This window comes from Streptococcus oralis, assembly GCF_003943825.1.
Lineage (GTDB): Bacteria > Bacillota > Bacilli > Lactobacillales > Streptococcaceae > Streptococcus > Streptococcus oralis_CD.
This window is the reverse complement of sequence record NZ_RJNJ01000001.1, coordinates 297148-312060: the sequence shown is the minus strand read 5'-3', so window position 1 is coordinate 312060 and position 14913 is coordinate 297148. Positions and strand designations below refer to the sequence as shown.

Here is a 14913-nt window from a genome sequence, read left to right as displayed (position 1 = left end):
TCTTGCAATAGAAAAAATAAGATTGAGTCCCCCCAACCTTAAATTTTTTCACCATCTTCTTTTTCTTTAGCGATTTGCTCTTTGATTTTCTTTTCTTCTTCTTCTTTGCGACGTTTTTCTTCTTCGATACGGAGACGAACCGCTTCACGTTTTCCTTCTGGATCTGGGTGAATGGTTACATTTCCTGACTCGATTTCTTCCAAAGCGCGAAGAGTTGATTTTTCAGACTTAAACTCTTGAGTCGCTGGTGCGCCTGCTTCTAGTTCGTGGGCACGTTTTGCTTCCAAGATTACGAGTGAATATTTTGATGGTACCTTGTCTAGCAAGGTATCAATAGAGGGTTTTAACATCATTTGCTTGTACCTGTTTCCTATAGTTTATCGAGTAGTTGGAGATTTTGGCAACATCTCCTGGTAGTGACCAATGACACGGTCCACACGGAAGTGTTCTGCTTCGATCACACGCTTGACACGTTCAGCAGCGAGGGGCACCTGATCGTTGACAATGGCATAATCATACTCACGCATGAGAGCAATTTCTTCCTTGGCTTTTTCGATTCGTTGGGCAATCACTTCAGCGCTATCTGTTCCACGACCTACCAAACGATCTTGCAATTCATCCAAATCTGGTGGCGTTAGAAAGATAAAGACAGCATCTGGAACCTTTTTCTTAACCTGAAGAGCTCCTTGGACTTCAATCTCAAGAAAGACATCGATTCCCTTGTCCAGAGTTTCGTTGACATAGGTAAGAGGAGTTCCGTAGTAGTTACCGACATATTCTGCATATTCCAACATCTGACCTTGACGGATTAGCTCTTCAAACTCTTCACGAGTACGGAAGAAATAGTCCACTCCATCCACTTCACCAGGACGTTGCGCACGCGTCGTCATCGATACAGAGTATTGAAATTGATTCTCAGAACTCTCAAAAATCTCTCTTCTAACCGTTCCTTTCCCAACTCCTGAAGGACCAGAAAAAACGATTAGCAAGCCTCGGTCTGCCATTATGTCTCCTTTAGTTAGTCTGTGAAATAAAGTAAAATTTCTCTCGGATACTGATGATTGCGTCAGTTATCCTTCTACAGTCTTTCTATCTAGTGTAACAAAAAAGCAGTAATTTTTCAACTGCTCTTTCTTATTTATTTAGCATAATCTACTGCACGAAGTTCGCGAATCACGGTTACCTTGATATTTCCTGGGTAATCGAGATTGTTTTCAATTTTCTCACGAACTTTGTGAGCCAAGATTGTGACTTTGTCGTCCTTGATTTGTCCTGGATTAACCATGATACGGATTTCACGTCCTGCTTGAAGGGCAAAACTATTTTGCACTCCTTCAAAGCCATTGGCGATTTCTTCCAAATCATGGAGACGCTTGATGTAGCTTTCAAGAGACTCGCTACGAGCACCTGGACGCGCTGCACTCAAGGCATCTGCTGCAGCAACGATCACTGCAATGACGCTTTCGGCCTCCACATCGCCGTGGTGGCTAGCAATCGTATTCACCACAACTGGGTGTTCCTTGTACTTACGAGCCAATTCCGTACCAATCTCAACGTGGCTACCTTCAACCTCGCGGTCAATAGCTTTCCCGATGTCATGAAGGAATCCAGCACGACGGGCAAGAGCTGCATTTTCACCAAGTTCACTGGCGATGATACCAGACAACTTAGCGACTTCAATCGAATGACGCAAGACATTTTGTCCATAAGAAGTACGGAACTGCAAGCGTCCCATAATCTTCATCAAGTCTGGATGAAGGTTTGGCGCACCAATCTCATAGGCAGCAGCCTCACCGTATTCACGGATCTTATTGTCAATCTCTTGACGGTTTTTCTCAACCAACTCCTCGATACGAGCTGGGTGGATGCGGCCGTCCTTGAGCAACATTTCCATGGTCATACGAGCAATTTCACGACGAATCGGATCAAATCCTGACAAGGTTACCACTTCCGGTGTATCATCGATGATGACATCAACCCCTGTTAAACTTTCAAAGGTACGAATATTTCGACCTTCGCGTCCGATAATGCGTCCCTTCATGGTATCATCTGGTAGGTGAACTGTCGAGTTTGTTGACTCTGCTACATAGTCACCAGCGATACGCTGCATAGCCTGAACCAAGATATCTTTGGCAACCTTGTCTGAACGTTCCTTCACCTCTTGCTCAGCCTCACGAATGCGGCTAGCAATTTCCTTGGTCAAGTTTTCCTCTGTCTGAGCCAAGATAATATCTCGAGCCTCAGTTTGGGAAAGGGAACCGATACGTTCAAGTTCAGCTTCTTTTTGTCTTTCGACTTCCTCTAATTGCTCTTCACGTGCATCAAGGTTTTTTGCTCTATCAGAAATACTTTGTTCTTTTTGTTCAAGTGTTTTTTCTTTGTTCGTCAAATTGTCGTCTTTGCGGTCAAGGCTCGCAGCTCTCTCCGTCAAACGACTTTCAATTTGCTTGAGCTCCTGACGTTCTGACTTAAATTCAGCGTCCACTTCTTCACGGTATTTTCTGGCTTCCTCTTTGGCCTCCAATAGTGCTTCTTTTTTAAGAGACTTGCTTTCGCTTTTGGCTTCATTTAGTAATAAATCCGCTTCACGCTCAGCTTGTCCTCGTAAATTAGTTGCTTCTTGTTCAGCATTTAGAAGCATCAACTCTGCAGCTTCTTGAGATGATTTCATCTTAGCTGAGATGCTGACATATCCAATGACTAAACCAATGATGACGGCAAAAACAGCAATCGCAAGTGTCATGATTTCCATGTTTTTACCTCATTAAATTTGTTTATCGAATGACATACATTCCTTAATATTCTATCATAAAAAACCGATTTTCACAAACCCAAATTGAAGAGTTTCTATTGAAATTTAGACAAAGAGCCATCTAATTCTAAGCTCTATTGTATTAATTCATATAATGGAATGTGATTAATTGTGATTTGCCCCTTCGATTCCAAAGGTAGATATTTTTTTATAAAGTTCTGATATTCTGGGGCTTCTAATTTCTCCCTGTCATTAATTGTATAATTATCTTTTATATTATTGTCTAAAACATCATAGTATATTTCAACTAGACGTTCCTCTATATCATAACCAGAATGATTACCGTTACGATAAAATACATCCTCGGTTTCTTCTGATAAAAATAAATCTCTTAACCCTATCTCCCATAAACACGATAAAAGTTGAGAAAGATAGGCCTTTTTCTTATTATATGATTTTTTATCTATGTTCGAAAAATCATCTGAAATTTCTATAAGATCTTCAATATTAAAATCTACAATCTTTGCTAACATTTCAAAATGAAAATATCCTTCAGACTCAAATAACTTGTTATATTTGTCTATCCAATTAAAACGCTTATAAGATTCAAAAAATAATACTAGAATACTCTCTGTTTCCTCGCAACCATTCATCCACTTAATAATGTAGTCTGCTTTCTCATTATTATCAGTTTTATTTGAAAGTTCTTCTAACGACTTCTGGAACTCTCTCAGATTTGGTTTTTTTGCTTTTGAATTATTATTTTTATCTTGTACAACTCTTTCCTCTATATCTACATAATAAATTTTAAAAATCAATGATAACATTTTCCCAAAGTCATCATCTCTCAATTTACTCTTTTTCAAAATGTTATCTATGACTTCTCCTGTAGATACCATTCTATTATGATTCAGCTTAAATTTATTATCAATGAGATATTTCTTTGTTGATTCTATTTCCTTACTATTTAAAATTACAATAATTTTAAATTTTTTATTCTCAGAAAGATAGTCAATATAACCCAATAAATCATTGTAATCTGAAGGGTTATCAGATTTTGCTTCATCTAAACGCTCATCTGATTTTGCTGCATCTGAAGGGTTATCAGATTTTGCTTCATCTAAACGCTCATCTGATTTTGCTGCATCTGAAGAGTTATCTGATTTTGCTACATATGAAACCCGTTCAAAATCATCAAAAATGATGATAGAATCTCGCTTCATCAAATCCGTTCCAACTGTTTTAAAGAACCATTTAAAAACTCCTCCAACAAGTGGAATAAAGTCCAAATTCCCGAGTATGGATTGTTTTTCTATCTCATTAATCAATATCTTCTCTGCTTGCTCTCTTGTTTTGATCCCAAAGCAAGAAATATAGTAGATTTCTTTCTTTTTGTAAATTTGATTTTCAAAAAACGTCTTTATAAAAAATGTTTTCCCACTTCCCCAAGAACCATCCAACCAGAAGACATTATGAATAGAATCTGAACTATTTAAAAACTCCACCAGATGAGTTTGAAAAGGATAGTCACCCAAGTCATATTCCGGAAATAGCTCTGGGTCCAGTTTCTTATAACTAATTTTTTTAAAAATTATGTCTAAAAACCAGAATAGTATTGTTGGTATAGTCAGTGCTAACAATATTATTACACGATTCGCATACAAAATCGAAATAATATCTTTTAAAAAATTATAATTAGATACAAATTTATAGATAGGTAAAGCAAAGCGTTTAAATTGTTCAATCTCCAGCGCAAGATATAGTACCCATATACTGGCTATAAATATTTTATACCACTCAACAACTCTAACATTACTACTCCATGATGGCCTTTTCAATAAATATTTCAATGGTTTGAAATTCAGAAAAAAATTAAAAATCCTCGTCATTATATTTTTCATATATACCCCTTTTAATCTATATCATCATGATTATACCACAAAATAAGAGTTATAAAGCGGATTCAAGGACAAAGATTGTAATCACTATACTAAATTTCTTTGCTGATTTTTTGCCTTAGGAAATCTGTCATTCTCCAAAAAATTTATCTTTAATTTATTAGCTAAAATTTCTAAAATAAAAAGCCTACCTTTCAGTAGACTTAGTAGTGATCTTTGAAGGACAAGAAAGCCACGCTATCCCCATCTATCATATAAATCAAGCGATTTTCTGCATCAATGCGCCGTGACCAGGCTCCTTGATAGTCATATTTGAGTGGCTCTGGTTTCCCCATTCCTACAAAAGGATCGCGTTGAATATCCTTGATTAATTTATTGATTCTTTTTAGTGTTTTCTTATCTTGGTTTTGCCAATAGCAATAATCCACCCAGGCATCTTCTGTAAACTTGAGCAGCATTTCTCACTCCTCAATCACATGTACCTGAGTGCCTCCAGCACGAACTTGAGCCATTCCTCGCAAGACCTTGTCAGAAAGTTCCTTATTTTGAGCGATTCTCAGGGTTTCCTGAATACTATCCCACTCGCTCTTTGAAAGGACTACAATATCCTCATCTGGATTTTTATTGACCACCGTCAAAGGCTCAAATTCATCGTTTACCTTCTTCATGTAGTCTTTTAAATGATTTCGGAATGTTGAGTAAAGAACTGCTTCCATAACCATACCTCGTTTTACCTCTTTTCCACTATTATACACAAAAAGAAAGAAATTGTCAGGAACTTGTACAAGATTCTTCTTTTCTATCTATTTATTCGAAAATCTTCTAAAAAAGCCTACCTTTCAGTAGACTTAGTTTGTTTCTATTATGATGGGCGCTCTGCCGAAATTCTGCTCCGCGATGCTTGGCTGTCCTATTTTGTAAATCTGGTCTGCCTTTTGAGTCATAGCATCCCAAGGTTCTTTGCCAATTCGGCTGACTAGATGGACCTGCCCTTTCAGAGACTTGAGGTGTCGTCTGCCTTTTTCGGTAAAGCCAAGGACATGAATGGCTTCTGGCAAGTCGCTTTCTCTGACCTGCACCAAAATATAGGTCAAGAGGCGTCTGACACGCGCCTTGGTATAACGCTTGGTGGCAACTGCCTCGACCAATTCGTCCACAGACTGGGCTGTTTTAATAGTTTCCTTAATACGCACAGCCATTTCTTGATTGACCTGATAGATGGTGGTAAGGTCGGGATTTGACAAAATTTGATAGCGGAGCAAGGGAAAATAGTCTTCCCAGCTCACCTTACTGGTCTGCTCAAAGAGGGCAACCGAAGGCATAAAGCGTTCTAAGAAACCTTGGTCTGATTGATGCTGACGGAGGGCTGTCGCCGAGGCAAAGTCCACATTCTTATCCACAGAATGGTAACCAGCCCCCTGACGCTGAATCGACTCAAGCTTGATGTTTCGTCCTGCAACCGCCTTGGCATAGGCCAAAGCCAGAACATGATTGGGGGTATGGCCAGAAAAATCAAGACCTGCAAATTCCTTCCACATAGCTTGGGTTTTCTGGGGATAAGAGAGGGAATCAGGCAGATTTTTCACAAATTTCTCCATCTCAGTACCTTGCTCTGTGTATAAGTCAGATATCTTTTTATAATCCAGAACTTCCTCTGTCCCGAAAGCTAGCCTATCAATCCCCAAGCGAGCCAAGATATCCACAGCTCCTTGGCCAAAGAAATCTGCCGCCTGAACACTGACTAAAAAGGGCAATTCCACTACCAGATCCGCTCCATTTTCCAGTGCCATGTGAGCCCGTGTCCACTTGTCCACAATAGCAGGCTCTCCACGCTGCATGAAATTCCCAGACATGGCAACGATTTTCAATCCCTTCGCCTGATCCAGCAGGTATTTATGCCCATTATGAAAAGGATTAAACTCCGCGATAATACCTGTGATGGTCATAATGTTCTCCCATTCTAATGACGAAATCTACGATACCGCTCAGGCAATCTTCCTCTCCAGTTAAGCCATTGTTTTTCTCCTACTGGAAGGATTTCTGCCAGTTGTTCATTACTATAATTTTTTTGCAACTCAGGATAAGCTATCAACATAGTTGGCCTATGGCATCCAGCAACTGTCATTGGCCATGTTCCATACATCAGCATATGTCGGATATCATCCTCCGATTTTATTTCATTTACTAACATATCAAAAAGTTTCTTAGACATATCGTAAACGACTAACTCTGAAAATACGGTTCCTTCTTCCTGAACATAGAAGTATTGCCCATCTTTTTCCCAAAGCGTTCCATTTTGACGGATACGATTAAACTGCGAAACTTCTTCCCAAGAATATTTTGATCGAACCATATCCATCTCCTACTTCTGCGCGACAAAAAACCAACGGGTGCTGGTTTCTGTCGGCTCCTTATCCTCAAAGTCCGCATAGAGTTTGAAAGACTTGAAGCCAGCCTGCTCCAGCAAAATATCATAGGTCAAAACCTCATAGGTCCGCTCCTCATGCACTTCATCGTGGCGACTAAAGGAACCGTCCGCTTCCTTGAGAAAGAAGGTCAACTCATGCACGATGGAGTGAGGAGCTTCGTCCTCATAGGTATCCCAAAGCATGGCAAAATCTTCCGCATTTTCATGGTAGGAATAGCCTGGAAAAACCTCATCTGTCTGGTAGGTCGAATGCACATCAAAGATGAATACTCCGTCTTCATTGAGGGCATTATACACTTCTTTAAATACGTCCCCTACCTCCACCTCATCCTGCATGTAGCAGATAGAGTCCGAGTAACACGTAACAAAGTCGTACTTACCGGCCTTGGATAAGTCCAGCATATTGCCTTCAATAAAATCAATCTTTTGCTTGGCTGATGTTGCTCTCTTCTCAGCAATCTTCAGCATATCCGCGCTCAAGTCAAGTCCTGTCACATCAAAGCCAGCTTGAGAAAAGCGGACAGACTGGATACCTGTTCCACAAGCCAATTCCAAGAGTTTCTTTCTCTCCTTGGTCTTAGGCAAATGACGTAGAGAAAAATCCGTCCATTTATCGTATAAACTGTCATCCATGACCGCATCATAGACCGCCGCAAAGGTTTCATAAGTTGCCATAATTAAGATACAAAGAGCGTTAAAAGCAAGGAGAAAATAGGAAACTTTCTGCTGTATCATCAGATACAAAGGAAGTTACTCTTTTTCTCGCAGCTTTTAGCTCGTGTTCAGTTTCGAGATGAACAAAACACGACGCCCTCACCTTTCTATCCATTTTTTCTAAACTAAGCAAATAAAACCCAGTTGACTGCAACTGAGTTCGATTGAAGACAAAGTCTTTTTAAGACTTTCCTTAGGTGATTTCGGACATCTGCGACCTTCTTCGAAGTTCCAAGACTTAGTTTTGAGCCTAAGGTCTCAAAACTCCCGACTTCTTGAAACATTTTTGTTTCAAGAAGTTTTATCACAACGGAAAGTCTCGGTAATTTCTCACCTTCTCACTCAGAAAACAAGAATAATCTCAATACATTGTCGAATTTCAAAGTAATTCCCAGCCGAAGTTCAAGTCATCTTCTACGCCAGAGTTTCAGATAAATCTACTGAGCTCGCCTCATGCCATAGTTTTTCTAGGTTATAATGGGCACGCATTTCTTCTGAGAAGATATGCACAACGACACCACCGAGGTCTAGCAAAACCCAGCCTCCCGCTGCATCGCCTTCAACATGGCTACCTTTAAAGCCTGCTTCGGCTACTTTTTCACGAATGTTATCAGCGATTGCATCCAACTGACGGCTATTCATCGAGCTCGTGATTACAAAGTAGTCTGTCACGCTGGTCAAATCTTGTACATCAAGTGCGAGGATATCCTCCGCACGTTTCTCATCAGCCGCTTTCACGACTAGTTCTAGTAATTCTTTTTCGTTCATTTAGTCCTCTTTCAAATAGTGCACAAAGGCGTTATAGGTTTCAAGGGTTTGGGGATAGATGGGGAATCCCTGATGAGCTAGATGCTCCACAGTTCGTGCCGTTTCGTAGGCCACTGCCTTATTGAGCGATAGCTCAGCAATCTCACGTGCCTCGTCCACTCCAGGAAAGGCACGATTGTGCTCGATATAGTCTGCGACGTAGACAACTTTATCCAGGTCGCTCATCTGACCAGCACCGACTGTATGGATTTCAATAGCTCTCAGGATTTCAGAATCATGCAAATCCAAGTCCTCCTGAATCTTGTAGATGCCAACCATACCATGCCAGACATTATTACCCCAGTTTTTGAGGTCAGGGTCTAATTGGTAACGGTCAATCAAGTCTAGAAATTCCTGATCTGACAGCTTTTTAGCATAGTCATGGAGAAGACCTGCTAGTCCTGCTTTCTCGGCATCGAATCCAAATCTCTCAGCTAGTTCTATGGCTGCACGCTCTACACCCAGACAATGGGTCAAACGTTTTTCAGGCAGAAGCTCTGCCATTCTTTCCAACAAAGCCTCACGGGAGCAGTTGATATAGTCTTGATAGGCCATCAGTAGAGCCCCTCCTTCTCGATGTAGTCTAGCACTGGCTGAGGTAGGAGAAAGTTGGGTTTCCGACCTTGGGCAATGAAGTCACGCACCATGCTGGACGAGATGTCCATGAGAGGCACATCCACCCAGATAACTGGATAGGAAGTCCCTGCCTTGTAGCGCGGACGCTGAACCCCTACAAACTGAACCATGTCGACTAGCTCATCAATTCGATACCATTTAGGCAGATAGTCCACCATATCAGCCCCGATAATGAAGTAATAATCCGTGTCTGGATGTTGCTCGGTCAAAATCTTCATGGTGTCGTAGGTGTAGGAAATGCCCTTACGCTCTAACTCAATGGTTTCAATGTCCAGACCTTCAATCCCCTCAATCGCCAACTCAAGCATCTTGAGACGGTGGTGCTCGGGGATGGTTTCCTTTTTATCTACATGAGGTGGTTGGTATTCGGGCATAAGCAGGACCTGGTCCAGCCCCAACTGTTGTCGTACTTGGTCCGCCACAACAAGATGGGCATTGTGAACAGGGTTAAAATTTCCCCCTAGAATCCCGACTTGTTTGCGTTTTTTCTCCTTGATTTCTGGCTCCAACTCTACCTTGGTAAAGGGAGTCAATAATTCGATTGCCATAGGCTCGTCTTCCTTTAATTCTCTGTATAAACAGTTGTTTGGAGTAGCTTTTAGATTTCTTTGACTTTTTTAGAAATCTTGCGATTTTCTTTCTTGCTGGATTGTTTAAACAAGATCAAGATGCGTCCGATTTTTTGGACAGTATCCACACCGATTTCTTCTTCCAAGATTTCAGCTACTTCGTGGATGTTTTCATCTGTGTTTTGCAAGAGCGTAACTTTAATCAATTCACGGGCGTCAAGAGCTTGACGGACGCTGGTTTTGATTTGGTCGTTGAGTCCATTTTTCCCGATTTGGATGATGGGTTTGAGGGTGTGTGCCTGGCTGTTGAGGAAGGCACGTTGTTTTGATGTTAATGACATAATTTCTTTAAAAGAGTTTCTTTTAATACTTTTCTGAAGTGGTGACGGACGTCAGCAAAGTCCTTCGGACTTTCATGACTAAAATTTGAGCCTAAGGTCTCAAATTTTCCGCAGTTGGTACAATCACTTGTACCAACTGATACCACAGCGAAAAGTATTCGTTATGAGCTCGCAGGGCTCGCCTTTATAAAGATAACCCTTTCCTTTCTGTGTTTAAATGATTGCTTTTCGTGTGACGACAGCGACGCCTTCTGGTGCCCAGACGGCGACTTTGGCGGTGCCTGTTACGCGGATCCAGCCTAGTCCTGAGATGACTAGGTCTGTCTTGTCCTTGATGATAAAGACATGCTGGACTAGTTTTGGAAAATCTTCTTTTTCTTTACTATTTGGTGGTGTTAGAAGGGTTCCAAGATGTTTGTCATAAAAGGCACTAGCGCCTTCAAGCTTAGTACGATGGAGTTTGAGTTCATTGTCAAAGAAAGCTGTAAATCCTTGCTTTTCTCCTGATATGAAGTCAAAGCGTCCGAGACCACCTAGAAACAGAGTTTGTTCAGGGTTAAGCTGATAGGTTTTTGGCTTGATTTCCTTTTTAGGGCTGACATACTTAAGGTTTTTGGCCGTCAAGTAGTGGGCCATCTGGTGTCGGTGGATAATCCCCGGTGTATCGTAGATATAAGATCCATCATCAAGCGGAATCTCAATCTTGTCCAAGGTTGTCCCTGGGAAGCGCGAAGTCGTGATGACATTTTGGTCACCCGTGATTTCTTGGATAATGGCATTGATAAGAGTTGACTTTCCAACGTTGGTCACACCGACCACATAGACATCGCGTCCCTTACGGTAGTGTTCAATCTTATCAATGACTTCCTTGATAGCATGCTTATTCTGAGCCGAAGTCAGGACCACATCAACAGGACGAAGTCCTTCTTCGTGGGCACGCTCCATGAGCCACTGACTAATCTTGCCCGGTTTAACTGACTTAGGCAAGATATCTTTTTTATTTCCGACCAAGAGGACATCATTGCCCGATACAAAACGTGGCAAGCCTGGGATGACAGAGCCATTAAAGTCAAAGATATCAATGACATTGACCACCAAGGCATCACTGTCTCCCACCTCGTGCAAGAGCTTGAGGAAATCATCGTCCGTCAACTGGACATCAGTGATTTCATTGTAATGGCGGAGACGAAAACAGCGTTGGCAATAGACTTCACCAGTCTCCAAACCTTTTTCAAGTGCTGACTGGGGGGTGAAACCAAGACCAGCCTTGTCTGTCGTCTGAATGGTTGCTCCACAACCAATACAGAGAATTTCTTCCATAGTTAAATTCCTTTTTTATATGTAATCGGTCCGTACTTTTCAGTAATTTGCTTCATGACACGGCGCTCGCGAGCTCGGTTGATCTGCGTCTTGATCGAGTCGTGTTGGACCAAGGGTTTGACCAAGATCGAGCGAATACCTGCACGGTGCGCTGCTCGTATATCCGTCATGAGTTGGTCGCCGACCATGACCACTTCATTTTTCTCATAGTGAAATTCCTTCATGGCACGGTCAATCCCAAATGTAAAGGGCTTCAAGGCCCAATAAACGTAGTCAATTCCAAATTTCTCAACTGCACGTTGGACCCGTTTTTTGGTGTTATTTGAGACCACGATGATGCGGATACCCGCGTCACGGAGGTCATGTAGCCATTGCTTCATCTCTGGCGTTCCATCAGGGTTGTTCCAAGCAATGAGGGTATTGTCCAGATCGACCAAAACAGCCTTGATTCCCTGCGCTTGCAGGCTTGGGACTGTCAGATCATATACTGCTTCCACAGCAAAATCTGGCATGTAATTTTCAATCGCCATTCTGGCTCCTTTTCCTTTTAATTTCTAGCAATATTCTTTAAATATTGGGCTAAGACTACCCATAAAATGAGACTAGCTAGCAATATATAAATCCAAGCATTTGGTTCATCTGCAAACGGTAAGGGAACATTCATTCCGAAGAATCCTGTAATAACCGCAAGGATAGCTAGCAAGACTGAGATAATGGTCAAAGTTGTCAAATTATCATTTAGATTATTATTTAGGATGTTGTTGTAAGAGGCTGAGAGTTGTTGCAAAACTTGAGAAATCAAGTCTGTCATCGAAACCAACTGGTGCGCTTCAATCATGGCATCGTCAAACTGCTCTCTTTCTACCTCATTAAAATTGCGATAAAGAGCATGCCCTTGAATGTGTTCCAAGAGGAGACGATTTTGTTTGGCAGCTGCTGTCAGGTAAACCATACCAGTTTCCAAGTCAGAGAGGGCAAAGAGATTTTTTTTAGTTGTTTTTTGACGAAGAAGTGCACTGATTTCATCCTTACTTTTATCCATCTCTTCAATAACCGGATAATAAGCATTGCTAATAATCTCTAAACTGGCAAAAAGAAATTTGTAGATTGAAACAACTTCATGGCTTTCAAGGTAGGATGCCATTCGTTTAATCACATAACTATTCTTGTGATTGCTAATTGTGATCAGCCGTTGTTTTTCAACGATAAAGGTCATCGGAATCGCTTCATAATATTCTTTGTCTTTTTCTAAGTCAAGAACATTATAAATGAAGGTTACCGTTCCCGTTTCACGGTGATAGTCCATGTGGGCACGCTCATTTCTATCCAGAGCATACTCGATAGTTTCCTTGTCCAATCCATAGACATCCGAAAGGTCTTCCATGTTTTTAATCTTGTCCACATCAAGGTCTATCCATGTACAATCGTGACCTAATTTTTTCTCTACAAATAGCATACTCTCTCCTTTACCAAACTCCTTCTATTGTACCATAAATCTGCTAAAATAGCCGGCCTATTCAGTACGAGATAGATTGCTGACGACTGTGATATTGCGATTGGGAACAAAGTGAAGGGCTTGATCGTCACCTCGCAGTTGCGTTGTACGGATCCCTACGCTAACGACCTTTCCAGAAACGGTAATCGGTCCATTTGTGAGAACCACTTCATCGCCCACATCAAGCTGGCGTTCAAAGAGGATGAAGAAGCCATTAATGACATCGGATAGAAAGCCTTGCGCCCCCATACCAATGGCCACCCCGGCAATCCCCGCACCAGCAAGGAGGCTAGAAACTGGCAAACCTAAAATAGACAGGATACAGTAGAGCAGAAAGAAATAAAGAATGTAGTTAAAGACATTCTCCAGCAAACGGGAGATAGTCTTTTGTCTTCCTGCATCTCGATTGGAAAACTTAAGCGAGGGCTTGACAATCTTTCGTACAGTTGCATGAAGCATCTTTTTAGCTATATAAAATAGTAAAAACAAAATCAAAAGAGAAATCACCTTGGTCAAGAGATTCTCTAATATGGTTGTTAAATCAAGTTTATCAAAATAGCGTTGAAAAAAATCTTGCATATAAAACTCCTTTTCCCTATTATACCATAAAATCGCCCTTCTCTTTTCTTTCATAATTATTCAATTATCGTTCCTATTTTCAAAACATCACTTGCCTCTATAGCATATTTATACTATAATTATAAACAATACATTTGAAGGAGACTGCTATGAAACGAATCATTAGAGCCTGGACCAAGGCAAGCCTCATCAAACGAATCCTTATTGGAATGATTTTGGGAGCTACATTAGGGATGCTCTTTCCAAACCTTACAGGAATTGGCCTGCTTGGAGATCTCTTTGTAGGCGGACTGAAAGCCATCGCTCCTATTTTGGTTTTTGCCCTTGTTGCCAATGCCCTTTCCCAACACCAAAAGGGACAAAACACCAATATGAAGACTGTTATTTTCCTATACTTGCTCGGAACCTTTGCTGCTGCATTGGTAGCCGTTCTAGCTAGTTTCTTACTGCCTGTGCAAATCACCCTGACCAGCGCAAATACAGAAGTTGCTGCTCCTGACGGTATCGGTCAAGTCCTCAGCAACCTCTTGCTCAAACTAGTGGACAATCCCTTGAATGCCATTGTTGAAGCCAACTATATCGGAATTCTCTCTTGGGCAGTCATCTTTGGCCTGGCTATGAGAGAGGCAAGTAAACACAGCAAAGAATTGCTGAAAACCATGGCGGATGTTACCTCTAAAATCGTGGAATGGATTATCAACCTAGCTCCCTTTGGGATTTTAGGCTTGGTGTTCAAGACCATCTCTGATAAGGGCATTGCCAGTCTGGCTAACTACGGTGTCCTCCTAGGACTCTTGATTGCTACTATGGCCTTTGTCGCTCTCATCATCAACCCGCTCATCGCCTTTCTCTTTATGAGGAAAAACCCCTATCCCCTTGTTTTGAAATGCCTACGTGTCAGTGGTATTACAGCCTTTTTCACTCGTAGCTCTGCTGCAAATATCCCTGTCAATATGAAACTCTGCCAAGACTTGGGACTGAATCCTGACACCTACTCTGTCTCCATCCCGCTTGGATCGACCATCAATATGGCTGGCGCTGCTGTTACCATAAATGTCCTAACCCTGGCTGCCGTCAACACACTTGGAATCTCGGTAGACTTTGGGACAGCATTTGTGCTCAGTGTCGTGGCTGCCATTTCTGCCTGCGGGGCCTCTGGAATCGCTGGGGGATCCCTTCTCCTCATTCCTGTGGCTTGTAGCCTCTTTGGGATTTCCAACGACTTGGCTATGCAGGTTGTCGGAGTCGGTTTTGTGATTGGGGTCGTTCAAGACTCCTGCGAAACAGCTCTGAACTCTTCAACAGATGTCCTCTTTACAGCAGTTGCTGAGTATGCTACAAACCAAAAACTTCGCCCCTAGTCTCTGATTTCTC

General features: G+C 41.6%; 18 protein-coding genes. 1 reads left to right on the top strand and 17 read right to left on the bottom strand.

What is annotated here, in order from left to right; genetic code table 11:
* Positions 1 to 38: 38 nt before the first annotated feature.
* The 17 genes from rpoZ to D8863_RS01375 form a co-directional block, all read right to left on the bottom strand.
* On the bottom strand, positions 39 to 353 hold the full coding sequence (gene rpoZ / locus D8863_RS01455; RefSeq protein ID WP_002874282.1) for a DNA-directed RNA polymerase subunit omega: 315 nt from the start codon (positions 351 to 353) through the stop codon (positions 39 to 41).
* Positions 354 to 377: 24 nt separating this feature from the next.
* On the bottom strand, positions 378 to 1004 hold the full coding sequence (gmk, locus tag D8863_RS01450; protein ID WP_000775041.1) for a guanylate kinase: 627 nt from the start codon (positions 1002 to 1004) through the stop codon (positions 378 to 380).
* 134 nt (positions 1005 to 1138) lie between these two features.
* Positions 1139 to 2752: a ribonuclease Y gene (locus D8863_RS01445; RefSeq protein WP_125440870.1), complete on the bottom strand. Its 1614-nt coding sequence runs from the start codon at positions 2750 to 2752 to the stop codon at positions 1139 to 1141.
* A 134-nt stretch (positions 2753 to 2886) separates the two neighbouring features.
* Complete coding sequence (locus tag D8863_RS01440) at positions 2887 to 4653, bottom strand: P-loop NTPase fold protein (protein ID WP_125440869.1); 1767 nt, start codon at positions 4651 to 4653, stop codon at positions 2887 to 2889.
* Positions 4654 to 4853: 200 nt separating this feature from the next.
* Positions 4854 to 5108, bottom strand: a complete 255-nt coding sequence (locus D8863_RS01435; RefSeq protein ID WP_125440868.1) for a Txe/YoeB family addiction module toxin — start codon at positions 5106 to 5108, stop codon at positions 4854 to 4856.
* Between the two features lie 3 nt (positions 5109 to 5111).
* Positions 5112 to 5366: a type II toxin-antitoxin system Phd/YefM family antitoxin gene (locus tag D8863_RS01430; protein WP_025171799.1), complete on the bottom strand. Its 255-nt coding sequence runs from the start codon at positions 5364 to 5366 to the stop codon at positions 5112 to 5114.
* Between the two features lie 132 nt (positions 5367 to 5498).
* A complete protein-coding gene (locus tag D8863_RS01425) occupies positions 5499 to 6596 on the bottom strand; it encodes a nucleotidyltransferase (RefSeq protein WP_125440867.1) in 1098 nt (365 codons plus the stop codon).
* Positions 6597 to 6610: 14 nt separating this feature from the next.
* Entirely contained in the window at positions 6611 to 7003 is a 393-nt protein-coding gene (locus D8863_RS01420; protein ID WP_000252453.1) for a hypothetical protein, read from the bottom strand.
* Between the two features lie 9 nt (positions 7004 to 7012).
* Entirely contained in the window at positions 7013 to 7753 is a 741-nt protein-coding gene (locus D8863_RS01415; RefSeq protein ID WP_000257059.1) for a class I SAM-dependent DNA methyltransferase, read from the bottom strand.
* 453 nt (positions 7754 to 8206) lie between these two features.
* The gene (gene rsfS / locus D8863_RS01410; RefSeq protein WP_125440865.1) at positions 8207 to 8560 is read right to left on the bottom strand and encodes a ribosome silencing factor; all 354 of its coding nucleotides are present in this window, start codon (positions 8558 to 8560) and stop codon (positions 8207 to 8209) included.
* A complete protein-coding gene (yqeK, locus tag D8863_RS01405; protein WP_000331233.1) occupies positions 8561 to 9154 on the bottom strand; it encodes a bis(5'-nucleosyl)-tetraphosphatase (symmetrical) YqeK in 594 nt (197 codons plus the stop codon).
* On the bottom strand, positions 9154 to 9783 hold the full coding sequence (locus tag D8863_RS01400; protein ID WP_000963715.1) for a nicotinate-nucleotide adenylyltransferase: 630 nt from the start codon (positions 9781 to 9783) through the stop codon (positions 9154 to 9156). Before D8863_RS01400 ends, yqeK begins: the two co-directional genes overlap by 1 nt.
* A gap of 50 nt (positions 9784 to 9833) precedes the next feature.
* A complete protein-coding gene (yhbY, locus tag D8863_RS01395) occupies positions 9834 to 10145 on the bottom strand; it encodes a ribosome assembly RNA-binding protein YhbY (protein ID WP_000060169.1) in 312 nt (103 codons plus the stop codon).
* Positions 10146 to 10358: 213 nt separating this feature from the next.
* A complete protein-coding gene (yqeH, locus tag D8863_RS01390; RefSeq protein WP_000391187.1) occupies positions 10359 to 11465 on the bottom strand; it encodes a ribosome biogenesis GTPase YqeH in 1107 nt (368 codons plus the stop codon).
* A 2-nt stretch (positions 11466 to 11467) separates the two neighbouring features.
* Positions 11468 to 11995 carry a YqeG family HAD IIIA-type phosphatase gene (locus D8863_RS01385; protein ID WP_006153778.1) on the bottom strand — a complete coding sequence of 176 codons (528 nt, stop codon included), beginning with the start codon at positions 11993 to 11995 and terminating at the stop codon, positions 11468 to 11470.
* A 17-nt stretch (positions 11996 to 12012) separates the two neighbouring features.
* Positions 12013 to 12921, bottom strand: a complete 909-nt coding sequence (locus tag D8863_RS01380) for a magnesium transporter CorA family protein (protein WP_125384705.1) — start codon at positions 12919 to 12921, stop codon at positions 12013 to 12015.
* A gap of 57 nt (positions 12922 to 12978) precedes the next feature.
* On the bottom strand, positions 12979 to 13539 hold the full coding sequence (locus D8863_RS01375; RefSeq protein ID WP_001150569.1) for a mechanosensitive ion channel family protein: 561 nt from the start codon (positions 13537 to 13539) through the stop codon (positions 12979 to 12981).
* Positions 13540 to 13688: 149 nt separating this feature from the next.
* On the opposite strand from D8863_RS01375, the gene sstT reads away from it, so the two are divergent.
* Complete coding sequence (sstT, locus tag D8863_RS01370; protein WP_125440864.1) at positions 13689 to 14900, top strand: serine/threonine transporter SstT; 1212 nt, start codon at positions 13689 to 13691, stop codon at positions 14898 to 14900.
* Positions 14901 to 14913 lie beyond the last annotated feature (13 nt).

Coding starts and splice junctions, on each gene's coding strand:
- rpoZ (WP_002874282.1), bottom strand. CDS start 353: ATGATGTTAAAACCCTCTATTGATACCTTGCTAGACAAGGTACCATCA.
- gmk (WP_000775041.1), bottom strand. CDS start 1,004: ATGGCAGACCGAGGCTTGCTAATCGTTTTTTCTGGTCCTTCAGGAGTT.
- D8863_RS01445 (WP_125440870.1), bottom strand. CDS start 2,752: ATGGAAATCATGACACTTGCGATTGCTGTTTTTGCCGTCATCATTGGT.
- D8863_RS01440 (WP_125440869.1), bottom strand. CDS start 4,653: ATGAAAAATATAATGACGAGGATTTTTAATTTTTTTCTGAATTTCAAA.
- D8863_RS01435 (WP_125440868.1), bottom strand. CDS start 5,108: ATGCTGCTCAAGTTTACAGAAGATGCCTGGGTGGATTATTGCTATTGG.
- D8863_RS01430 (WP_025171799.1), bottom strand. CDS start 5,366: ATGGAAGCAGTTCTTTACTCAACATTCCGAAATCATTTAAAAGACTAC.
- D8863_RS01425 (WP_125440867.1), bottom strand. CDS start 6,596: ATGACCATCACAGGTATTATCGCGGAGTTTAATCCTTTTCATAATGGG.
- D8863_RS01420 (WP_000252453.1), bottom strand. CDS start 7,003: ATGGTTCGATCAAAATATTCTTGGGAAGAAGTTTCGCAGTTTAATCGT.
- D8863_RS01415 (WP_000257059.1), bottom strand. CDS start 7,753: ATGGCAACTTATGAAACCTTTGCGGCGGTCTATGATGCGGTCATGGAT.
- rsfS (WP_125440865.1), bottom strand. CDS start 8,560: ATGAACGAAAAAGAATTACTAGAACTAGTCGTGAAAGCGGCTGATGAG.
- yqeK (WP_000331233.1), bottom strand. CDS start 9,154: ATGGCCTATCAAGACTATATCAACTGCTCCCGTGAGGCTTTGTTGGAA.
- D8863_RS01400 (WP_000963715.1), bottom strand. CDS start 9,783: ATGGCAATCGAATTATTGACTCCCTTTACCAAGGTAGAGTTGGAGCCA.
- yhbY (WP_000060169.1), bottom strand. CDS start 10,145: ATGTCATTAACATCAAAACAACGTGCCTTCCTCAACAGCCAGGCACAC.
- yqeH (WP_000391187.1), bottom strand. CDS start 11,465: ATGGAAGAAATTCTCTGTATTGGTTGTGGAGCAACCATTCAGACGACA.
- D8863_RS01385 (WP_006153778.1), bottom strand. CDS start 11,995: ATGGCGATTGAAAATTACATGCCAGATTTTGCTGTGGAAGCAGTATAT.
- D8863_RS01380 (WP_125384705.1), bottom strand. CDS start 12,921: ATGCTATTTGTAGAGAAAAAATTAGGTCACGATTGTACATGGATAGAC.
- D8863_RS01375 (WP_001150569.1), bottom strand. CDS start 13,539: ATGCAAGATTTTTTTCAACGCTATTTTGATAAACTTGATTTAACAACC.
- sstT (WP_125440864.1), top strand. CDS start 13,689: ATGAAACGAATCATTAGAGCCTGGACCAAGGCAAGCCTCATCAAACGA.